This is a genomic window from Cellulomonas algicola, assembly GCF_019024305.1.
Classification (GTDB): domain Bacteria; phylum Actinomycetota; class Actinomycetes; order Actinomycetales; family Cellulomonadaceae; genus Cellulomonas; species Cellulomonas algicola.
Genome location: NZ_JAHKSJ010000006.1, coordinates 541,400 through 560,886, shown reverse-complemented (window position 1 = coordinate 560,886; position 19,487 = coordinate 541,400). Strand labels below are relative to the sequence as shown.

At 74.0% G+C, this 19,487-nt stretch carries 22 protein-coding genes and 1 riboswitch; of the genes, 16 read left to right on the top strand and 6 right to left on the bottom strand.

Annotated features, from left to right (window positions below):
• Window positions 1-198: 198 nt before the first annotated feature.
• From KOV94_RS06695 to KOV94_RS06680, 4 genes are all read left to right on the top strand, one after another.
• Window positions 199-1,254 (top strand): RDD family protein, encoded by a 1,056-nt coding sequence (locus KOV94_RS06695; protein WP_218051565.1) that lies wholly within the window; start codon window positions 199-201, stop codon window positions 1,252-1,254.
• A gap of 47 nt (window positions 1,255-1,301) precedes the next feature.
• The gene (locus tag KOV94_RS06690; protein ID WP_218051564.1) at window positions 1,302-1,820 is read left to right on the top strand and encodes a GyrI-like domain-containing protein; all 519 of its coding nucleotides are present in this window, start codon (window positions 1,302-1,304) and stop codon (window positions 1,818-1,820) included.
• Window positions 1,821-1,952: 132 nt separating this feature from the next.
• Window positions 1,953-2,027: riboswitch (cyclic di-GMP riboswitch) on the top strand.
• 16 nt (window positions 2,028-2,043) lie between these two features.
• A complete protein-coding gene (locus KOV94_RS06685) occupies window positions 2,044-2,193 on the top strand; it encodes a hypothetical protein (RefSeq protein ID WP_160142783.1) in 150 nt (49 codons plus the stop codon).
• Between the two features lie 238 nt (window positions 2,194-2,431).
• The gene (locus KOV94_RS06680) at window positions 2,432-2,809 is read left to right on the top strand and encodes an SHOCT domain-containing protein (RefSeq protein WP_218051563.1); all 378 of its coding nucleotides are present in this window, start codon (window positions 2,432-2,434) and stop codon (window positions 2,807-2,809) included.
• Between the two features lie 120 nt (window positions 2,810-2,929).
• On the opposite strand, the gene KOV94_RS06675 is transcribed toward KOV94_RS06680, so the two are convergent.
• Window positions 2,930-5,503, bottom strand: coding sequence for a lysylphosphatidylglycerol synthase transmembrane domain-containing protein (locus KOV94_RS06675; protein ID WP_218051562.1), 2,574 nt, complete (start codon window positions 5,501-5,503; stop codon window positions 2,930-2,932).
• 196 nt (window positions 5,504-5,699) lie between these two features.
• Between KOV94_RS06675 and KOV94_RS06670 the strand changes: the two genes are divergently transcribed.
• Both KOV94_RS06670 and KOV94_RS06665 read left to right on the top strand, forming a co-directional pair.
• Window positions 5,700-6,287 carry an HdeD family acid-resistance protein gene (locus KOV94_RS06670; RefSeq protein WP_124341042.1) on the top strand — a complete coding sequence of 196 codons (588 nt, stop codon included), beginning with the start codon at window positions 5,700-5,702 and terminating at the stop codon, window positions 6,285-6,287.
• A gap of 69 nt (window positions 6,288-6,356) precedes the next feature.
• Entirely contained in the window at window positions 6,357-6,791 is a 435-nt protein-coding gene (locus KOV94_RS06665; RefSeq protein ID WP_124341041.1) for a GNAT family N-acetyltransferase, read from the top strand.
• 27 nt (window positions 6,792-6,818) lie between these two features.
• On the opposite strand, the gene KOV94_RS06660 is transcribed toward KOV94_RS06665, so the two are convergent.
• Window positions 6,819-7,706, bottom strand: coding sequence for a CPBP family intramembrane glutamic endopeptidase (locus tag KOV94_RS06660; RefSeq protein ID WP_124341040.1), 888 nt, complete (start codon window positions 7,704-7,706; stop codon window positions 6,819-6,821).
• 157 nt (window positions 7,707-7,863) lie between these two features.
• Complete coding sequence (locus tag KOV94_RS06655) at window positions 7,864-8,217, bottom strand: hypothetical protein (RefSeq protein ID WP_124341039.1); 354 nt, start codon at window positions 8,215-8,217, stop codon at window positions 7,864-7,866.
• Window positions 8,218-8,471: 254 nt separating this feature from the next.
• Between KOV94_RS06655 and KOV94_RS06650 the strand changes: the two genes are divergently transcribed.
• The 4 genes from KOV94_RS06650 to KOV94_RS06635 are packed head-to-tail and all read left to right on the top strand — an operon-like array spanning window position 8,472 to window position 11,206.
• Window positions 8,472-9,158: a hypothetical protein gene (locus KOV94_RS06650; protein ID WP_200829588.1), complete on the top strand. Its 687-nt coding sequence runs from the start codon at window positions 8,472-8,474 to the stop codon at window positions 9,156-9,158.
• A complete protein-coding gene (locus KOV94_RS06645) occupies window positions 9,151-9,453 on the top strand; it encodes a transcriptional regulator (protein WP_124341038.1) in 303 nt (100 codons plus the stop codon). The genes KOV94_RS06650 and KOV94_RS06645 overlap by 8 nt, the downstream gene beginning before the upstream one ends.
• Window positions 9,450-10,418, top strand: coding sequence for an ABC transporter ATP-binding protein (locus tag KOV94_RS06640; protein ID WP_218051561.1), 969 nt, complete (start codon window positions 9,450-9,452; stop codon window positions 10,416-10,418). Before KOV94_RS06645 ends, KOV94_RS06640 begins: the two co-directional genes overlap by 4 nt.
• Window positions 10,415-11,206, top strand: coding sequence for an ABC transporter permease (locus tag KOV94_RS06635; protein ID WP_124341036.1), 792 nt, complete (start codon window positions 10,415-10,417; stop codon window positions 11,204-11,206). The genes KOV94_RS06640 and KOV94_RS06635 overlap by 4 nt, the downstream gene beginning before the upstream one ends.
• 77 nt (window positions 11,207-11,283) lie before the next feature.
• Here the strand turns inward: KOV94_RS06635 and KOV94_RS06630 are convergent, their stop codons facing one another.
• From KOV94_RS06630 to KOV94_RS06620, 3 genes are read right to left on the bottom strand one after another with little or no spacing between them, the layout of a single operon-like run.
• A complete protein-coding gene (locus KOV94_RS06630; RefSeq protein ID WP_308160405.1) occupies window positions 11,284-13,887 on the bottom strand; it encodes a heavy metal translocating P-type ATPase in 2,604 nt (867 codons plus the stop codon).
• On the bottom strand, window positions 13,884-14,117 hold the full coding sequence (locus tag KOV94_RS06625; protein ID WP_124341034.1) for a heavy-metal-associated domain-containing protein: 234 nt from the start codon (window positions 14,115-14,117) through the stop codon (window positions 13,884-13,886). The genes KOV94_RS06630 and KOV94_RS06625 overlap by 4 nt, the downstream gene beginning before the upstream one ends.
• Window positions 14,118-14,149: 32 nt before the next feature.
• Window positions 14,150-14,455, bottom strand: coding sequence for a metal-sensitive transcriptional regulator (locus KOV94_RS06620; protein WP_210728618.1), 306 nt, complete (start codon window positions 14,453-14,455; stop codon window positions 14,150-14,152).
• A gap of 157 nt (window positions 14,456-14,612) precedes the next feature.
• Between KOV94_RS06620 and KOV94_RS06615 the strand changes: the two genes are divergently transcribed.
• From KOV94_RS06615 to KOV94_RS06590, 6 genes are all read left to right on the top strand, one after another.
• Window positions 14,613-15,665 carry a sulfate ABC transporter substrate-binding protein gene (locus tag KOV94_RS06615; RefSeq protein WP_218051560.1) on the top strand — a complete coding sequence of 351 codons (1,053 nt, stop codon included), beginning with the start codon at window positions 14,613-14,615 and terminating at the stop codon, window positions 15,663-15,665.
• A gap of 5 nt (window positions 15,666-15,670) precedes the next feature.
• A complete protein-coding gene (gene cysT, locus KOV94_RS06610) occupies window positions 15,671-16,534 on the top strand; it encodes a sulfate ABC transporter permease subunit CysT (protein WP_218051559.1) in 864 nt (287 codons plus the stop codon).
• Entirely contained in the window at window positions 16,527-17,441 is a 915-nt protein-coding gene (locus KOV94_RS06605; protein ID WP_308160403.1) for a sulfate ABC transporter permease, read from the top strand. Before cysT ends, KOV94_RS06605 begins: the two co-directional genes overlap by 8 nt.
• The gene (locus KOV94_RS06600) at window positions 17,438-18,439 is read left to right on the top strand and encodes a sulfate/molybdate ABC transporter ATP-binding protein (RefSeq protein WP_124341031.1); all 1,002 of its coding nucleotides are present in this window, start codon (window positions 17,438-17,440) and stop codon (window positions 18,437-18,439) included. The genes KOV94_RS06605 and KOV94_RS06600 overlap by 4 nt, the downstream gene beginning before the upstream one ends.
• Window positions 18,440-18,501: 62 nt before the next feature.
• Complete coding sequence (locus tag KOV94_RS06595; protein ID WP_124341030.1) at window positions 18,502-18,912, top strand: RrF2 family transcriptional regulator; 411 nt, start codon at window positions 18,502-18,504, stop codon at window positions 18,910-18,912.
• A gap of 90 nt (window positions 18,913-19,002) precedes the next feature.
• Window positions 19,003-19,461 carry an RrF2 family transcriptional regulator gene (locus KOV94_RS06590; RefSeq protein ID WP_218051558.1) on the top strand — a complete coding sequence of 153 codons (459 nt, stop codon included), beginning with the start codon at window positions 19,003-19,005 and terminating at the stop codon, window positions 19,459-19,461.
• Window positions 19,462-19,487 lie beyond the last annotated feature (26 nt).

Sequence of the window (19,487 nt, the reverse complement as noted above, 5' to 3'; positions counted from 1 at the left end):
GCGACGGTCGCGCAGGCGACCCCGCCCCGGACGCTTCTGACGGGCCCGCCGGTGCACGAGGTCGCCCGGCCCGCGCACGACGAAGCCCCGGCCGGACGCGCGGGGCTCGCCGGAGCGGTTCGGGCCGCCGACGTCACCGACCGCACGACCCGGCATTTCACCCCATCGTGACCGCGCCGTCCTGCCAGGATGCTCGGCGTGACAGCCGCCGTGGACGCGTCCGCCGACGTCCACGAGGACGTGGACCCGCGGACGTCCGCGCCCTGGTGGCGCCGGGCGGTGGCGCTCGCGCTCGACGCGTCCGTGGTCGGCGCCGTGACGTTCCTCGTGATCGGACCGGGCGGGTGGCCGTGGGAGTGGTCGGTCGTGCTGGGCGGCACCAACCCGGTCCCGGGCGTCGGCGTGCTGGTGTCGGTCGGCGTGACGTGGCTCGTGCTGCTCGCGCTGCAGGCCTGGACCGGTGCGACGCCGGGCAAGCGGGTCGTGGGCGTCGTCGTGGTCGGGCGAGCGGACAGTCGGCCGCTGGGTCCGGTGCGGACACTCGTCCGGGCGGCCGCGCACACGCTCGACGTGCTGCTGCTCGTCGGCTTCGTACGGCCGCTGTGGGACCCCGAGCGCCGCACGTTCGCGGACTCCCTGTGCGGCACCGACGTCCGGGTCGGTCGCGGCGTCGCACGACCGGACGGGCCGCGGGGACGTCGCCGGGGCGTCGCCGTGGACGGCCGGCGCGCACGGGCCGCACGCCGTGGTGCGGTCGCGACGACGGTCGGTGCCGTCGTGCTCTGCGCCGCGGCGGTCGCGCTCGCGGCCGTGCAGTCGACGGTCGTGACCCCGGCGTCGGACCGCGCGTGCGGGTTCGCGGACCGGCCGATGGGGGAGGACCCGCCGATCGCGTCGGTCGAGCTGCACGTCCCCGAGGTGGTGCGGCAGACCCGGCTCGGGGTGACGCGGCAGGTCGGTGGTCCCGCCGACGCGACCGTGACGTGGGTGGTCGCCGACCAGGAGGAGGCGCGCGACGGGACGCGGCTGAGCGTGCGGGTCAGCGACGCGACGGGGGACGTCGTGGCGGAGGTGGGCGGCACGGTGCGCGGCGGGACGCTCGTCCCGGACGACGGCCCGGTGCTCGGCGGCCTGGTCCTCCCGGTCCCGCGGCACGTGCTGGGTGCGGCCGGGCCCGGCGGGTCGTGGGAGGCGGGCGTCGGGACCGCGTCGGTGCGCGCGGCGCTGTGCGGGGACGTGCTCGACCCGTCGTGAGGTGCGGTCGTGCGGCGCGGTGACGGGCGTCGCCCTAGGCTCGGCGCATGGAGCGTCGGCGCGCGGAGCCCGTGGTCGTCGAGCGGCCCGAGGTGCCGTACGTGGGGATCGCGGCGCGTGTGACGACGGCGTCGCTGCCGTCCCTGGCGGACAGCTTCGACGACCTGTTCGCGTGGGCGGAGGCGCACTCGCTGGCCCCGGCGGGCCCGCCGTTCTTCCGGTACCGCGTGGTCGACATGGAGCGTGAGCTCCTGGTCGAGGCCGGGCTGCCGCTCGACGAGGCGGTCGCGGAGGCAGACGGCGACGTGACGCCCGGGGTGCTGCCCGCGGGCCGGTACGTGGTGACGACGCACGTAGGTCATCCCGACGAGCTGGTCCAGGTGACGGCGGACGTGCTGGCGTGGGCCGAGGCGCACGGCGAGGCGTGGGACCGGTGGCCGGCGGAGGGCGGCGAGGCCTGGGGCTGCCGACTAGAGCTGATGTTGACGGACCCGCGCGTGGAGCCCGACATGAGCCGCTGGGAGACCCAGCTGGCCTTCCGGATCGTGGACGACGGGGTGCGGTGACACGTGCCGAGCCGCGTCTTCACGCGGAAGCGGCCTCCCGGGTGCGCCGACCGGGTGAATTGGACGGCCGTACGAAACTGGTGACTGGTAGCGCTTCCCTTCTCGTCTCATGTTGCTCTAATGTCGGACTTGTCAGCGAAACGGCAAACCCTCCGCAAGGGGGGGACGCAAAGCCACGGGACCCACGAGGTCAGCCGGGCTACCGAACAGACAGGAAGATGACATGGACCAGCGCGGGTTCTCCGTCGACCCCTCCGAGGCAGCCACCCCCTTCGTCCTCCCGGCCTCGCGCCTGCAGGCATGGGCGGCCCTCGCGGAGCGGCAGCACACTCTGGAGCTCGTCCCGGCGCAGCGCGACTACCTCGCCGCCTGACGACGACACCACCTCACGAACGGCCGGTCCCGGCTCAGCCCGGGGCCGGCCGTTCGCATGCCCCCACGGGACGGCGCGCGGGCGCCGTCCCGCGGGGGACGCGTCGCGGGCGTGACCGCGGACCCGGACCGGGCGCAGCGACGCCTCGGTCCGCCTCGCCCGGTTCCGGGCGGTTTGTGGCTAGCCTCGGTTCACCGGGCTCGCCACTCGGGGCGGCTCGCTTCCGAGAGAAGGTCGCATGGACAGCTTCTGGGACTGGTTCTGGCTGCTGATCTGGTGGTTCCTGTTCTTCGCGTACCTCGTCATCCTCTTCCAGATCCTCACCGACCTCTTCCGTGACCGGACGCTCAGCGGCTGGTGGAAGGCCGTGTGGATCGTCGGCCTGATCGTCTTCCCGTTCCTCACCGCGCTGATCTACGTGATCGCGCGCGGCAACGGCATGGCCGACCGCCAGATGCACGCCGTCAAGCAGGAAAAGGCCGACACCGACTCCTACATCCGGGAGGTCGCGGGCAAGTCGCCGGCGGAGCACATCACGGAGGCGAAGGCGCTGCTCGACCAGGGCGTCATCACGCCCGACGAGTTCGCACGGCTCAAGGCCAAGGCGCTCGCCTGACGTCAGTCGCCGCACGACGGACCCGCGGACGGGCCGGTCTCCCGCACGGGGTGCCGGCCCGTCCGTCGTCGGCGCGGGCGCCTGCCGCGGCTCGGGCGCAGCGGTGCCCTGGAGCGGGCGTCAGAGCTCGCCGCGGCGCTGCAGGTAGCGCATCGCGGCCCACCCGAAGGGGATCCGCAGCCAGTAGGTGAGCGCGCGGAACAGGATCGCGATGGACGTCGCGACACCCGCGTTGATGCCGGTGATGGTCGTGAGCGTGCCCGCGAGGGCGAGCTCGACCGCGCCCATGCCGCCCGGCGTCGGCACGAGCGCGCCCGCGGTGTTGCCGGCGAGGTAGACCAGGGCGACCTGGATGAGGCTCGCGTCCTGGTTGAGGGCCTGCAGGCACGCGTCGAACGCGAGGATGTAGCCGAGCGTCATGGCGAGGTTGCCGCCGACCGCGAGCGCGAGCCGCCAGGGCTGCCCGAGCACCTCGATGAGCCGGGGCCACGTGCGCTGCAGCGTGGGCAGCGACTTGGCGAGCACCCACTGCCGCACGGGCGGCACCAGGAGCGAGGCGCCGACGAGCGCGGCGACGATGCCGATCGCGACGAGCATCGCCCCGGAGATCGGCAGCTGCGACTCGCTGCGGCCGGAGATGATCGTCAGCCCGAGCAGCAGGACGAGGGTCACGATGAACTGGCTGACCTGCACGAGCGCGACGGTCGCGGCGGACAGGGTCGTCGAGACGCCGCGCTTGGTGAGCATCCGCAGGTTGAGCGCCGCGGGGCCGATGCCTGCGGGCGCGGCGAGGGCGACGAACGTCGCTGCGGTCTGGACGAGCGTCGCGCGCCAGACCGGCAGACGGACGGGCGAGAACGCGACGAAGGCCAGCGCTGCGGTGACGAGGGTGCTCATGCCGAGCGCGAACGCGATGACGGACCAGCGCCAGTCGCTCTCGGAGAGGGCGTCGCCGATCTGCTCGACGTTGATCGTGGTGAGGATCGCGAAGATCGCGACGACGGTGAGCAGGATGGTCAGGACGGTGCGGGCGCCGAACCGCACGAGCTGCTCGGGCTCGACCGACGCCTCGGGCAGGCGCGCGACGAGCTCGGTGCGCAGGTCGGCGAGCACCTGCTTGTGCGCGCGCATCTCCTCGCGGGTCTCGCGCGGCAGGGTGATGGTCTGGAGCAGCGGCCCGACGGCGGCGAGGTCGGCCTCGGGGAGCACGGCGGCGGCCGACTCGAGCGCGCGGGTCGCCCCGACGCGCAGCGCGAGGAGCGCGACGAGCTGCGTCACGTCCATCCGTCGCGCCAGGTCGGACGACGCGACGTCGCCCTTCTCCCACCCGACGAGCCACACGACGGGCTGCCCGATGAGGTCGTCGACGAGCACGACGTCGCTGGTCAGCGCGCGGTGCGCGACCCCGGCGACGTGCGCGAGCTGGAGCTGCGCCCAGATCTCGCGCAGCAGGTCGTCGGTGATGCGCTCGGGCGGCAGGTCGGCGAGCGGCACCGCCCGGCCGGGACGCTCCTGCACGAGGAGCATCGAGTCCTCGGCCTCGGCGATCGACAGCAGCTGCGGTGTGCGCACGCCGGCGGCGCGTGCGGCGTAGGCCTGGAGCGCGGCCCGGCTCGTCGCCTGCCGCAGCGAGACGACCGAGCGGCCCTCGATGCCGCGCATGCGGATCGAGCGCCAGAGACGTTCGAGGCCGCCGACGACCTGCCGGTCGCCGTCGATGACGAGCACGTCGAGCTCGTCGCCCGAGGTCGTCGTGAGCTCGTAGACGCGGTTCCCGGTCGAGCGCGTGAGGGCGCGGGACGCGGGCGACCCGTCGAGCTGGACCGGCTCGGTGCCCTCGCGCTCGGCGAGCCGGGCCGCGTCGGTGTCGGTCGTGTCGTCGGCGACGCGGGCGAGGCGGGCCGGCTCGAAGCCCGCACGGCGGATGCCGTCGAGGAGGCTCGTGCCGTACGCGCGCTCGGACTGCACCCCGGACACGTACCGCACCACCATGCCCGCGACGCGCCCGAGCAGCAGCGACACGACGAGCCCTGGCAGCGAGACGCGTCCGATGATGAGCAGCACGGCACCGCTGATCCACAGGACGTTCCACGACCAGTCGACGGTGCGGCGGCGTCCGCGGGGACCGGCGACGGTCAGGAGCGCGACGACCATCGCGAACACGGGCGGCAGCGAGACGACGAGGTCGCCCTTGACGAGGATCGAGAGGCCGTCGGCGAGGTCGGAGGGCGCCCACTCGACGATGACGAAGCGCAGCGCCTCGTTGAGCGCGACGGCGACGACGGCCGCGGTGACGCCCTCCAGGAGCTGCCGGCCGAGCCGGCGGATCGCGAGCTCGGCCAGCACCGCGAGCGGGATGACGAGCGCGACCAGCACCTCGAGGAGCTGCACGGGGATGAACAGGATGCTCCGCAGCAGGTCGGCGAAGCCCTGGACGTCCTCCGCGACGCCGCTCGTCGTGTTGGGCGCGTAGAACGCGAGCGCGAGGACCAGGACCACGGCGACCGCGGCGACCACGGCGTTGAGCAGGTCGGTCGGGTGGTGCACCCGGACGGTCGGGACGTCCTCGACGACGACGCGCGCCTCGGCCGGGTCGCCGCCGTGGTCGTCGACCGTCGGTCCGTCGGGCGCGCCGCCGCGCGTGCGGTCCGCGTCGACCGCGGCCGCACGACCCGAGGGCGGCGTCGACGACATACCGGCGAGTCTAGGCAGCGAGGGCCCGTCTGCCCGGGAGCCTGCACGTGACGTGGGACGGGACCGGCTGTCCGGTGCGGGCGTGTTCGACGCGCTTCGTCCTGATCCGCAGGTCTAGCGTGGCCGTCGAGGGACACCGTTGGCGTGCGGGTGCGGTCCCGCGAGGTGCCCCGGGGCGTGTGCCCGAGGAGGTCACGTGGTCGACGAGGTGGGCGCAGAGGTCGAGACGACGCTGCGCAAGATCTGGTGGCTCCCCGTCCTGCGAGGAGCCGTGCTGCTGGTCCTGGGTCTGCTGATGCTCGTCCGACCGATCGACACGGCGACGCTGCTCATGTGGATCTGGGGCGTGTTCGCCGTCATCGACGGCGTGCTGTCGCTGGGGATGTGGCTCGGCAACCGCAAGGAGCCGGGTGCCGGGTGGTGGGCCGTCGCGGGCCTGGTCGGGATCGCGTTCGGCGTGATCGCGATGGTGTGGCCCGACAAGTCCGTGACCGTCGTGTTCTACCTGATCTCGCTCTGGATCCTGGTGCTGGGCGTCCTCGCGATCATCGCGTCGGTGACCCTGTACCGGGCGCGGGACATCGGCTGGTACTGGGTGCTGACGTTCGGGCTCGTGTCGTTCCTGTTCGGGCTGCTCGTGCTCATCAACCCGCAGGAGACGATCGCGGTCGTCATGGTCCTGCTGGGCCTGTTCGCGTTCGTGGGCGGCGTCGTGCTCATCGTCAGCGGCTTCGCGACGAAGTCGTTCGTCCGGGCGGTCGGCCGCGGTTCGGCCGTCGTCTGACGTGATCGGCCGCCGGGCACCGGGACGACCGGGTGCCCGGCGGCCGCTGCGCGCCGGGAGGATGGCGCGATGAGCCCCGGACCTGCCGACACCGAGCCCGCCCGCGACGACGTCGCCGTCGCATGGCGCGGCGCCTTCACCGACGACGAGCTGAATGCGCTGCACGCCGAGGCGTTCGACCACCCTCCGTCCGACGACCCGTGGAACCGGCTCGTCGAGCGGCACAGCCTCGGGTGGGTGACCGCCCGCGACGCGCGCGGGCTGGTCGGGTTCGTCAACGTCCCGTGGGACGGCAGGGGGCACGCGTTCCTCGAAGACACGTCGGTCGCGGCGCGGGTGCGGCGGCGGGGCGTGGGGGTGCGGCTCGTCGAGGCGGCCCGCGAGCACGCGGCGGCGGCGGGCTGCGAGTGGCTGCACGTCGACTTCGAGGACCGCCTCCGGGCGTTCTACCTCGACGCGTGCGGCTTCACGCCCACCGCCGCGGGACTCGTGCGGCTGCGCTGACGCGGCGGCCGGTCAGCGTCCTGGGTGTCAGGACAGGAGCAGCGCGTCCCGCCACTCGTCCGGCACGAGCGCGTAGCCGACGAACACGAACACGTCCATGAGCGTGTGCGCGACGACGAGCGGCATGACCCGCCGGCGTCGGCGGTAGTACTCCGCGAACAGCAGCCCCATGACGACGTTGCCCGCGAACGCGCCCCACCCCTGGTACAGGTGGTACGAGCCGCGGAGCAGTGCGCTCGCGACGACGATCGTCGGGCCGCTCCAGCGCAGGTCGCGCAGCCGCTCCATGAGGTACCCGACCGCGATGACCTCCTCGAGCAGCGCGTTCTGCAGCGCCGACAGCACGAGGACGGGGACGGTCCACCAGGCGGCGTTCAGGGCGGCGGCCTGCACCTCGACGGTGATGCCGAGGAGGCGCCCGACGGCGTAGAGGCCGAGGCCGGGGATCCCGATGAGCGCCGCGAGCCCGGCGCCGACGCCGAGGTCGCGCCACGGCCGCGTGCCGTCGAGCCCGATCCGGCGGACCGCCGAGCGGCCGTTGGCGGACAGCAGGTACAGCGCGAGCGCCACGGGGACGAGCGCGAACCCGATCGACAGCAGCTGGTAGGTGAGGTCCAGCCAGGGGCGCGGGGAGCGGCTGGGGTTGAGCGTCGCCGTCTGGCTGCCGAGCGACTCCTCGCGCGTGAGGCGGTCGAGGATCGCGACCACGGCGTAGACGCCGGACCGGCCGAGCGACAGGCCGAGGACGATCCAGATCTCGGCGGTGAGGCGGCGGCGGACCGCGCGCGGACCGGGCGGCGGGGCGAACGGGGGCCGGGCGTCCTCGTCGGGGGGCGACGTCACGGTCGAGCCGCCGGTGGCGCCGGTGCGGCGCGGGTCGGCGGGCGTGGCGTCGCCGGGCGCCGTCGTCGTCATGCGTCCGAGCCTAGGTCGCGCACCTGGACGTGCGCTGACAGCAGGCTGTGCCGGGACGCGCGGCCGTGCCGCGGAGGACGGCGGCCGTCGAGGGTCGGGGTGCGCGCCGGTCGGCCCGTCGCGGGACGAGCCGGCCGGGGCGGTGCCGCGAACGCGATCAGGACGTGATCGTGATGCTCTGGCAGAACCAGCGGTTGCGGTTGGAGGACATGTAGATCCAGTCGCACACGTCGACGGTCATCCGCACGTTGTCGGGCACGTTCTGGATCCACGTGCAGCCGTTGTAGACGTACGTCCAGTGGCCGAGCGAGGTGCTGATGTGGGCGCCGTCCCCGTCACGGTCGACGACGTCGCACAGTCGCAGCGTGTTGTTCCCGTCGTTGTAGTAGACGCTCGACTTGTACGTCGTGGAGTAGACGGTGAAGTCCGCGGCCTGCGCCGGTGCGGCGACCCCGACCATGACCAACGCGACGGCGGCGGCCGCGACGGCCGACCTCTTCCTGACCTTCACGACGTACCTCCGGAACGGTGCGAATGCGCCCAGGTCGGGCGCGTGGCAGACAGTAGCGCGGGGCAACCGGGCCGTGCGCGCCGGGCACCCGAACGGGGGAGTGCCCGGATCGACCACCCTGCAGCCCTGACCGCGGTGCAGCCCAGACCGCGGCGGCGGCCGGCACGTCGATGTCGACCCTTGCGTTCGTCCGGGCCCACAAACTACTTTGTGAAGCAAAGTTGGACGAAACGGCGTGGACCGAGGGGGCGGCGATGACTGGCGACACGGACGGCACCGTCGGCGACCGGGCAGGCGACGAGCCGCGCGACGCCGAGCGTGGCCGGGGCGAGGAGCCGTTCGACCCCGCACAGGCGCTCGCGGTCATCGCCGCCGGACGACGGTCCGCGTTCGCCGCCTACCCGTCGGGCACGTTCCTCTTCTCGCTCTGGGGCACCGTGTGGCTCGTCGGGTACGGGCTCATGTGGCTCTCCGCGAACGAGGACGGCACGCCGTCGGGGCTCGCCGCGGGAGTCGCGATCACCCTCGGCGTCCTCGGCACGGTCGGGACGCTGTGGCACGTCCTGCACCGCAGCCGCGGGCTCGTCGGTGCCAGCGCCCGGACCGGTGCCCTGTACGGGTGGTCGTGGGCGATCGGGTTCGTCACCCAGGCGCTGATCGTCACCGCGCTCGCCGACGCCGGTGCGCCGCCGGAGGTGTCGGCGCTCGCGGGCAACGCCCTCGCGGCGCTCGTCGTCGGCCTCCTGTACCTCGCCGGCGGGGCGCTCTGGGACGACCTGCCGATGTACCTGCTGGGTGGCTGGATCGCCGTCGTCGGCGGTGCGAGCGCGCACGTCGGCCTGCCCGGCACCTACCTCACGATGTCCCTCGCCGGCGGTGGCGGGATGCTCGTCGCCGGCACGTACGTGGCGGTCCGGGGGCGGCGGAGGCGCCGTGCCTGACGCCCCGCTCGACCCCGTCATCCACACCGAGGCGCGCCTGCGCGTCGTGTCCGCGCTCTCCGCCCTCAGCCGCGGCGACCGCATCAGCTTCCCGCGGCTGCAACAGCTGCTCGACATGACCGCGGGCAACCTCTCGACCCATCTGCGCCGACTCGAGGAGGCGGAGTACGTGACCATCACCAAGACCCACGAGGGCCGGACACCGGTGACCTACGTGGAGCTCAGCGACACCGGGCGCGCCGCGCTCGCCCGGTACACGCGCGCGCTGCGCGACCTGCTCGGGGGACGGCTGTGAACGCCGTCCTCGAGCTCGAGCACGTGACGCGCCGGTTCGGTGCGGTGACCGCGCTCGACGACGTGAGCCTCGGGGTCGAGCACGGCGAGCTCGTCGGCCTGCTCGGTCCGAACGGCGCGGGCAAGACCACGCTGCTCAGCCTCGTCAGCGGCCTGCGCAAGCCCGACAGCGGCACGGTCCGGCTGTTCGGCGGCGACCCGCGCAGCGCGGCGTCCCGCATCGGCCTCGGCACGACGCCGCAGGAGACGGGCCTGCCCGCGACGCTCACGGTCGGCGAGGTCGTCGACCTGGTCGGCGGCCACTACCCGGACCCGATGTCGCGCGCGGAGGTGCTGGGCCGCTTCGGCATGACGGACCTCGTGAAGCGCCAGACGGGCGGCTTGTCGGGAGGTCAGAAGCGCCGGCTCGCGGTCGCGCTCGCGCTCGTCGGACGGCCCCGGCTCGTGCTGCTCGACGAGCCGACCACCGGCCTCGACGTCGAGGCGCGGCACATCCTGTGGCAGGCGCTGCGCGACTACCACGCCGACGGTGCGACGGTCGTCCTCACGAGCCACTACCTCGAGGAGGTCGAGGCGCTCGCGGAGCGCGTCGTCGTGGTCGGCGGCGGGCGGATCCTCGCCGACGACACCCTGCAGGCCGTGATCGGACTCGTCGGCCTGCGGCGCGTGCTGCTCACGCTCCCGGCCTCGTCGCTGCTCGACCCGGGGGCGCTGCCGGGCGCGCACACCGCCCAGGCCGACGACCACGCGGGCGGCCGCCGCTGGACCGTGCTCGCCGAGGACGCCGACGCGTTCGTCCGCGCGCTCGTCGGCACGGAGGAGCCGTTCGCCGACCTGGAGGTGCGCGGCGCGTCGCTCGAGGAGGCGTTCCTCGCGCTCACCGAGCGGGGCGGCGCGGCGGGTGCCGACCCGGGCGCGACCGACCGGTCCCGCCGTGACGACGACGTCGAGGAGGCCCTCCGATGACCACGACCACCGCGCCGCGACCGGTCGCGCGCGTGCGGCCGTTCTGGCCGCTCGCCCTGCTGCACGCCCGGCTCAACTTCATCGAGACCGTCCGCATCCCGATCGCGGTGCTCGGCAACCTGCTGTTCCCCGCGCTCGCGCTGCTGTTCTTCGTCGTCCCGCAGCGGGCCGTCGCGGAGGACCCGCTGGTCGCGACGGCCGCGGTCACGCAGCTCGGCACGTTCGCCGTGATGTCGACGTGCCTGTTCACGTTCGGCGTCGGCGTCGCGGAGGACCGCGCGCTGCCGTTCGACCCGTACCTGCGGACCCTGCCCGCCGGTGCCGGTCCGCGGCTCGCGGGTCGCGTGCTCAACGGGGTGCTGTGGGCGTACCTCGCGCTGATCCCGCTCGTGCTCATCGGCGCGTTGCTCACCGAGGCCGTCCTGCCCGTCGGGCGGGCGCTCGCCGCGGTCGTGGTCGTGCCGCTCGTCGCGGTCCCGTTCCTGCTGCTGGGCGTCGCGATCGGCTACCGCATGTCGTCGAAGGCGGCCATCGCCGTCGTCCAGGCGACCCTCTTCCCGCTCGCGTTCGCCGGCGGGCTGTTCCTGCCGCCCGAGGCGTTCCCGACGTGGCTCGACGCGATCTCGAAGGCGCTCCCGTCCCGTGCGGCCCGCGACCTCGCCGTCCAGGCGACCACCGGCTACGAGGCGTACGCATGGGCCGTGCCCGTGCTCGTCGGCTGGACCGTGCTGTTCGCGGTCCTCGCGGCGCTCGCGTACCGCAGCGACGAGGGCCGCCGCTTCCGCTGACGCGCTCGCGGGCGACGCAGCGGTGGCGGTACGACGACGGCCGGCTCCCCGAGGGGAACCGGCCGTCGTCCGGCGCGTCAGGCGAAGGTGCGCAGGCGCAGGGAGTTGCCGACGACGAGGACCGACGAGAACGCCATCGCCGCGCCCGCGATCATCGGGTTGAGCAGCCCGAGCGCCGCGAGCGGGATCGCCGCGACGTTGTACGCGAACGCCCAGAAGAGGTTCTGCCGGATCACCGACAGGGTCTTGCGCGACAGCCGCACCGCCTGGCCGGCCGTCCGCAGGTCGCCGCGGACCAGCGTGAGGTCCGCGGCCTCGATCGCGACGTCGGTGCCCGTACCCATCGCGAGGCCCAGGTCCGCCGTCGCGAGCGCGGCTGCGTCGTTCACGCCGTCGCCGACCATCGCGACACGACGGCCCTCCGCCTGGAGCCGCTGGACCTGCGCGACCTTGTCGGCCGGCAGCACCTGCGCGATCACGTCGTCCTCCGCGATCCCGACCGACCGGGCCGCGGCGCGCGCGGCGCCGAGGTTGTCGCCGGTCAGGAGCACGGGGCGCAGCCCGAGGGCCCGCAGCTCGGCGACCGCCTGCGCGGACGTCGGCTTCACCGGGTCGCGCAGGACCAGCACGCCGCGTGCGGCGCCATCCCACGCGACGACGACCGCGGTCGCGCCGTCGTCCTCCGCACGCCGGACCGCGTCGTCGACCGGGGTCGTGTCGACGCCCTCCTCTCGCAGCCAGCCGGTGCGACCGACGAGCACGCGACGTGAGAGTCCGACGCCCGAGTGCGCCGTGCGGACCACCCCGGACACGCCGTGACCGGCGTGCGCCCGGAAGTCGTGCACCTGGTCGGCGCCGATCGCGACGCCGTCCGCGCCGACACCGGAGGCCGTCTCCTGGGACGAGCCGTCCGCGGCAGCGGCGATCGCGCGGGCGACCGGGTGCTCGGCGAGCTGCTCGACGGCGGCGGCGTAGCGCAGGGCGTCGTCGCGCGTCGTGCCGGCGACGGGCAGCACGTCGACGAGCGCCATGCGGCCCTCGGTCACGGTGCCCGTCTTGTCGAGCACGACGGTGTCGACCGTGCGGGTGTTCTCCAGGATCTCGGGACCCTTGATGAGGATGCCGAGCTGCGCGCCGCGGCCGGTGCCGACGAGCAGCGCGGTCGGCGTCGCGAGCCCGAGTGCGCAGGGGCACGCGATGATCAGGACGGCGACGGCCGCGGTGAACGCGGCCTGCACCGACCCGCCCGTGAGCAGCCATGCGGCGAGCGTGCCGACCGCGAGGACGAGCACGACCGGCACGAACACCGCCGAGATGCGGTCCGCGAGCCGCTGCACGGGCGCCTTGCCGGTCTGCGCCGCGGCGACGAGCCGGCCGATCTGGGCCAGCCGCGTCTCCTCGCCGACGCGCGTCGCGCGCACGACGAGCGCACCCGCCGTGTTGACGGTCGCGCCGGTGACCTCGTCACCGGGACCGACGTCCACGGGGACGGGCTCGCCGGTCAGCAGCGACGTGTCGAGCGCGCTGGTGCCGGACACCACGACGCCGTCGGTCGCGACCTTCTCGCCCGGCCGCACGGTGAACTCGTCGCCGACGGCCAGGCGGCCGACGGGCACGCGCTGCTCGACGCGGCGCCCGTCCGGGCCCGTGACCAGGAGCGCGACGTCCTTCGCGCCCAGGTCGAGCAGCGCGCGCAGCGCGTCGCCCGCGCGGCGGCGGGACCGGTGCTCGGCGTAGCGGCCGGCCAGCAGGAACGTCGTGACGACGGCCGCGACCTCGAAGTACAGCTCGGGCATGGCCTCGCCGTGGCCGGTGTCGGCGGCGGGGAACAGCGTCGGCGTCATGGTGACGCCGAGCTCGCCCGTGCCCCCGAGCAGCAGCGCCCACAGCGACCAGCCGGTCGCCGCGACGATGCCGATCGACACGAGGGTGTCCATCGTCGACGCGCGGTGCCGGGCCGCGCGCGCGGCCGCCTTGTGGAACGGCCAGGCCGCCCACGTGGCGACCGGCAGGGCCAGCGCGGCGACGACCCACTGCCATCCCGTGAACTGGAGCGCCGGGATCATCGACAGCAGCAGGACGGGGACCGTGAGCACGGTCGCGACCCGCAGGCGTCGTCGCAGGTCGGTGCCGCGCGCGTCCGTCGGGGCCGAGGTGTCCTCGTCGGCGTCCATCTCGTGCCCGGGTGCCATCGCGTGACCCGAGAGCGCGTGCTCGAACGGGTCCATGCCGTGCGCGTGCCCGCCCTCGTGCCCGGCCGGGACCGTGGCGACGCCGTGACCGGCGTGGTCGACCGTCGCGTGCGGGTCGACGACGCGCGTGCCCGAGTCCTGCTGGGACTCGTGGTGCGCCGCGTCGTGACCGGCGTGGGCGTCGTGGCCCTCGTGCGCCCCGTGCGTCGCCGGTGCGTCCCCGCGACGAGCCGTGACGCGCCCGTCGTACCCGGCGCGCCGCACGGCCGCGAGCAGCGCGGAGTCGTCCGCGACGCTCCCGTCGTCGGACGGCCGCAGCTCGACGTGTGCGGTCTCGAGCGCGAGGTTCACGGTCGCCGACGCGCCCGGCACCTGGTTGAGGCGCCGCTCGACGCGCGCGACGCACGACGCGCACGTCATGCCCTCGACGTCGAGGTCGACGAGTGCGACGGGTGCGCCCGTCGTCGGGCGCTCGTCGTGGGTGCTCACAGCAGGGACCTCCGGGGGGTGACGGCGTAGCCGGCCTCGACGACGGCCTCGGAGACCGTGTCGTCGGCGAGCGGGGCGTCGGACGTGACGCGGACGGTGGACGACCCGCCGACGACGAGGTCGACGGCGACGTCGGTGACGCCGGGGAGGGCGGACAGCTCGGTGGTGACGGCGTGCACGCAGTGGCCGCAGGTCATGCCGTCGACGCCGAACGTGGTGGTCTGGGACATGGGTCTCTCCTTGATCGGGTGGGGGAGCGGGGTCAGCTGCGGACGAGGCGGGCGATCGCGTCGGAGGCCTCGCGGACCTTGGCGGCGCCCTCCTCGGGGGACTTGCGGGCCGCGTCGACGACGCAGTGGCCGAGGTGGTCCTCGACGAGGCCGATGCTCACGGCCTGCAGCGCCTTGGTGACGGCGGAGATCTGGGTGAGGACGTCGATGCAGTAGACGTCCTCGTCGACCATGCGGGCGATCCCGCGGACCTGCCCCTCGATGCGGCGCAGCCGCTTGAGGTAGTCGTCCTTCGCGTCGGTGTACCCGTGCACGGTGGCCTCCCCGGTCGTCGTCATGCCCGTCCCAACACGGTACCCCCCGGGGGTATTCCGGATCAGCACGTGAGACGGGCTGGTCACACCGTGGACGCTCTTCCCTACAATTGCGACCGACCTACTCAGGTTTATCGACCCGTCGTCGTGCCCCCGCACGACCCCCTCCTCGAGGAGTCCCATGAACGCCCAGACCACGCGTCGAGCACGGATCGGAACGGCGCTCGCGATCGCGGCTGTCTCCCTGCTGACGGCCGCGGGCTGCGCGTCCTCCGAGGCCGCGGACGGTGGCACGGACAGCACGGCCGACTCCGGCGCGGCCGCCGAGCCCACGACGATCGACCTCGTCGGCTTCGCCGTCATCAAGTCGGCCTACGACGCGCTCGGCGAGGCGTTCGCCGAGACACCCGAGGGGGAGAACGTCACGATCGCCGCCTCGTACGGCGCGAGCGGCGCGCAGAGCCGGGCCGTCATCGCCGGCCAGCCGGCCGACGTCGTCGCGCTCTCGCTCACGCCCGACGTGCAGGCCATCGCCGACGAGGGGCTCGTCGCCGAGGACTGGGCGTCCGACGAGGACAAGGGGATCGTGTCCCACTCGGTCGTCGTCCTCGCCGTCCGCGAGGGCAACCCGCTCGGCATCGAGGGCTGGGACGACATCGTGAAGCCCGGCGTCGGCATCGTCACCGCGGACCCCGGCACGTCCGGCTCCGCGAAGTGGAACCTGCTCGGCGCGTACTCGCAGGCGCTCGGCGAGAACGACGACAAGGCCGCCGCGGAGGCGTACCTGGGCGCGTTCGTCGACAACGTCGTGAGCTGGAACGACAGCGGCCGCACCGCGACCGAGGCGTTCGTCAACGGCACGGGCGACGTGCTCATCTCCTACGAGAACGAGGCGATCGCGGCGCGCGCGTCGGGCATCGCGCTCGACTACGTCGTGCCGGACACCACGTTCCTCATCGAGAACGCGGCGGCCGTGACCGTCGACGCACCGCAGCAGGCGAAGGACTTCCTCGACTTCGTGCGGTCCGACGAGGGCCAGCTCATCCTCGGCAGCAAGGGGTTCCGCCCGGTCGGCGACGCGACGGCCGCGACGGACGTCGAGGGCGCGAACGACCCGTCGAAGCCGTTCCCGGACGTGACGATCGTGACGGTCGAGGACCTCGGTGGCTGGAAGACGGTCAACACCGAGCTCTTCGACAAGGAGAACGGCCTCGTCGCGCAGCTGCGCAAGTAACGGTCATGACGCTCGTGACCAGGACCGAGGAGGTGACGCCCGCGCCGGTCGCGCGCGGGCGTCGCCCCGCCCCCGACGGTCGCTCCCGCCTCGGGCGCGGGTCGGCCGTCGGGCTCGGCGTCGGCGTGCTGTGGCTGAGCCTGCTCGTGCTGCTGCCGATCGCCGCGCTCGCGTCGACGGCCTTCGAGGACGGGTTCGGCGCGTTCTGGGACGCGGTCACCACGCCGGAGGCGGTCGCGACCATCCGCTTCACGGTCGGCGCCGCCCTGCTGGTGACCGCGGTCAACGCCGTGATCGGCACGCTCGTCGCGTGGGTGCTCGTGCGCGACGACTTCTGGGGCAAGCGCGCCGTCGAGGTCGTCATCGACATCCCGTTCGCGCTCCCGACGATCGTCGCGGGCCTGGTCCTCATCTCGCTCTACGGCCCGCAGGGTCCGTTCGGCGTCAACCTCGTCGGTACGCAGGCCGGCGTCGTGCTGGCGCTGCTGTTCGTCACGCTGCCGTTCGTCGTCCGGTCGGTGCAGCCCGTGCTCATCGACATGGAGCGCGACGTCGAGGAGGCGGCCGCGTCCCTCGGCGCGAGCGGCGCGACGACGTTCCGCCGCATCGTGCTCCCGACGATCGCGCCGTCGATCGTCTCCGGTGCCGCGCTGAGCTTCGCGCGGGCGCTCGGCGAGTTCGGGTCGGTCATCCTCATCTCGGCCAACCTCATCGGCAAGACGCAGGTGTCGTCCGCGTACGTCCTCAAGCTCATCGAGTCGCAGGACCCGGTCGGCGCCGCGAGCGTCGCGGTCCTGCTGCTGGTCGTGGCCGTCGTGGTCCTCGTCCTGCTGGACGCCCTGCAGCGAAGGACGGCACGCCGTGGCTGAGCCGACGACCCTGACCGACCGCGACGGCACGGGCACCGCCCCCGCGCTCGCCCCGGCACCCGCGCCCACCGCGGCCCGGCCGCCCACCCGCCGGCGGCGCCAGCCGTCCGCGATCCGGCTCGTGCTGCGCGTGATCGCCGTGACCTACGTGCTCGCGCTCGTCGCGCTGCCGGTCGCGACGGTGGTCCGCTACACGTTCGCCGACGGCCTCGTGCCGGTCCTCGAGGTGCTGACCTCGCCCGACTTCGTCGCCGCAGCCCGCCTGACGCTCGTCGTGGCGGGTCTCGCGGTGGTGGTCAACACGATCTTCGGGGTCGGCATCGGCATCCTGCTCGCCCGCTACGAGTTCCCCGGCCGCCGGCTGCTCAACGCCGTCATCGACCTGCCCGTGTCGATCTCGCCGATCGTCGTCGGCGTCGCGCTGATCCTCGTCTACGGCACGAACGGCTGGTTCGGGCCCGCGCTCGAGCAGGCCGGGTTCCAGGTGATCTTCGCGGTCCCCGGCATGGTGCTCGCGACCGTCATCGTGTCGTTGCCGCTCGTCGTCCGGGAGGTCGTCCCGACGCTCGAGGAGGCGGGCGTCGAGCAGGAGCAGGCCGCGCAGTCGCTCGGCGCGGGCGGGTGGGCGCGCTTGTGGCGCATCACCCTCCCGACGATCAAGTGGGCGCTGGCGTACGGCGTCGTCCTCAGCCTGGCCCGCTCGCTCGGCGAGTTCGGGGCGGTCCGCGTCGTCAGCGGCAGCGTCGCCGGGCAGTCCCAGACCCTCACCCTGTTCGTCAACGACGCGTACCAGGAGTTCGGGCCCGACGCGCAGCGTGCCGCGTTCGCCGCCGCGTTCGTCCTCATGCTCGTCGCGGTGCTGTTCATCGTCGTGATCACCGCGCTGCGACCGAAGGAGAAGAGATGAGCATCGTCGTCCGCGGGGTGAACCGCTGGTTCGGCACGTTCCCCGCCCTGACCGACATCGACCTCGACGTGCCGGCGGGCGGCCTCACCGCGCTGCTCGGCCCGAGCGGCGGCGGCAAGTCCACGCTCCTGCGCATCATCGCGGGCCTCGACCACCCCGACACGGGCACCATCGAGATCGCCGGGCGCGACGCGACCGCGCTCCCTCCGCAGCGGCGCAGCGTCGGGTTCGTGTTCCAGCACTACGCGGCGTTCAAGCACCTCAGCACGCGCCGCAACGTCGCCTTCGGGCTCGAGATCCGCCGCCGCCCGAAGGACGAGGTCCGCAAGCGCGTCGACGAGCTGCTCGAGCTCGTGCACCTCGAGCAGCTCGCGGACCGGCTGCCGTCGGAGCTCTCGGGCGGTCAGCGGCAGCGCATGGCCCTCGCGCGGGCGCTCGCGGTGCAGCCCGAGGTGCTGCTGCTCGACGAGCCGTTCGGCGCGCTCGACGCGCAGGTGCGCAAGGAGCTGCGGGACTGGCTGCGCCGCCTGCACGACGAGGTCCACGTGACGACGCTGTTCGTCACGCACGACCAGGAGGAGGCCCTCGAGGTCGCCGACACGATCGTCGTCATCAACCAGGGCCGGATCGAGCAGGTCGGGTCGCCCGCGGAGCTCTACGACCGCCCGGCGAACGAGTTCGTCATGCAGTTCCTCGGCCCGACGACGCGCCTGGGCGGCCGGCTCGTGCGCCCGCACGACATCGAGATCGTCGAGGACGACCGACCCGGGGCACTGCCCGTGACCGTCACGCGCCTGCTGCGCGTCGGGTACGAGGTGCGCGCCGAGACGCGTGCCGAGGACGGGTCGACGCCGTGGGTGCAGCTGACCCGGGGACAGGCCGACGGGCTCGGGCTCACCGAGGGCCAGCGGGTGTGGCTGCGGCCGCACGCGTCCGCCGCCGCCGTGCCCGTGTCGTCGCCCGCGCTCGTGCCGTCGTCCGCGAGCGGGCCGGCGTGAGCCGTCCGCGGCCGCGCCGACGCTGTCGACCGTCGACCCGACCGGCGCGGGGGTGACCGCCCGTGCACGTCTCCGCCAAGGCTGACTACGCGGTCCGGGCGCTGCTGCTGCTCGCCGAGCACGCGCCCGAGGTCGTCAAGGTCGAGCAGCTGGCCGTCGAGCAGGACCTGCCGCAGCAGTACGCCGAGGGCATCCTCAACGACCTGCGCAAGCTCGGCTTCGTGACGTCGCGACGCGGCGCGCACGGCGGCTACTCGCTCGCGCGCGAGGCGCGGGAGATCGCGGTCGGCGACGTCGTCCGGGGCCTCGACGGGCCGCTCGTGACGGTCCGGGCGGTCCCGCCGGGGCGGCTCACCTACGACGGCGTCGCCCGCCACCTGCCCGCGCTCTGGGAGCTCACCGACCAGCGGCTGCGCGAGGTGCTCGACGGCGTGACGCTCGACGACCTGCTGCGGGGCGCCGTCGGCGCCTGACCCGCGCGCGCCGTCGCGCACCCGCCCGGGACGACTCGGGCAGGTCGGCGGGTGCGCAGGTCCCGGGCCCGGCGAGGGCACAATGCCGGTATGCGTGTCTCGGCGAAGGCGGACTATGCGGTGCGGGCGTGCGCCGAGCTGGCGAGCAGCCCGCACGGCGACCCGGTCGCGGCGGAGGACCTCGCGACCGGCCAGGGGCTCCCGTCCAGCTTCCTCGAGCGCATCCTCGGGGACCTGCGTCGCGGCGGGCTGGTCGCGAGCGTCCGCGGCCGGTCGGGCGGCTTCCGCCTGGCCCGGCCCGCGGGGGAGATCACGCTCGCGGAGATCATCCGCGCAGTCGACGGCCCGCTCGTGACGGTCCGGGACGAGCGCCCGCCGAGCCTGGAGTACGAGGGGTCGGCCGCGTCGCTGCTCGACGTGTGGATCGCGCTGCGGGCGAGCGTCCGCAGCGTGCTCGACGAGGTCACGCTCGCGGCGCTCGTCGCGGGGGAGCTCCCCGCGCACGTCCGGGACATGGCCGCGCACGAGGACGCCTGGACCAATCCCTGAGCACCGGGTCTCAGCATCCGGTCGAC

Bases quoted from the DNA above. Each gene is read 5' to 3' on its own strand.
- KOV94_RS06665 (WP_124341041.1), top strand. From the start codon at position 6,357: ATGAGCCCCGGACCTGCCGACACCGAGCCCGCCCGCGACGACGTCGCC.
- KOV94_RS06690 (WP_218051564.1), top strand. From the start codon at position 1,302: ATGGAGCGTCGGCGCGCGGAGCCCGTGGTCGTCGAGCGGCCCGAGGTG.
- KOV94_RS06590 (WP_218051558.1), top strand. From the start codon at position 19,003: ATGCGTGTCTCGGCGAAGGCGGACTATGCGGTGCGGGCGTGCGCCGAG.
- KOV94_RS06625 (WP_124341034.1), bottom strand. From the start codon at position 14,117: ATGTCCCAGACCACCACGTTCGGCGTCGACGGCATGACCTGCGGCCAC.
- KOV94_RS06680 (WP_218051563.1), top strand. From the start codon at position 2,432: ATGGACAGCTTCTGGGACTGGTTCTGGCTGCTGATCTGGTGGTTCCTG.
- cysT (WP_218051559.1), top strand. From the start codon at position 15,671: ATGACGCTCGTGACCAGGACCGAGGAGGTGACGCCCGCGCCGGTCGCG.
- KOV94_RS06660 (WP_124341040.1), bottom strand. From the start codon at position 7,706: ATGACGACGACGGCGCCCGGCGACGCCACGCCCGCCGACCCGCGCCGC.
- KOV94_RS06615 (WP_218051560.1), top strand. From the start codon at position 14,613: ATGAACGCCCAGACCACGCGTCGAGCACGGATCGGAACGGCGCTCGCG.
- KOV94_RS06600 (WP_124341031.1), top strand. From the start codon at position 17,438: ATGAGCATCGTCGTCCGCGGGGTGAACCGCTGGTTCGGCACGTTCCCC.
- KOV94_RS06620 (WP_210728618.1), bottom strand. From the start codon at position 14,455: ATGACGACGACCGGGGAGGCCACCGTGCACGGGTACACCGACGCGAAG.
- KOV94_RS06675 (WP_218051562.1), bottom strand. From the start codon at position 5,503: ATGTCGTCGACGCCGCCCTCGGGTCGTGCGGCCGCGGTCGACGCGGAC.
- KOV94_RS06650 (WP_200829588.1), top strand. From the start codon at position 8,472: ATGACTGGCGACACGGACGGCACCGTCGGCGACCGGGCAGGCGACGAG.
- KOV94_RS06635 (WP_124341036.1), top strand. From the start codon at position 10,415: ATGACCACGACCACCGCGCCGCGACCGGTCGCGCGCGTGCGGCCGTTC.
- KOV94_RS06685 (WP_160142783.1), top strand. From the start codon at position 2,044: ATGGACCAGCGCGGGTTCTCCGTCGACCCCTCCGAGGCAGCCACCCCC.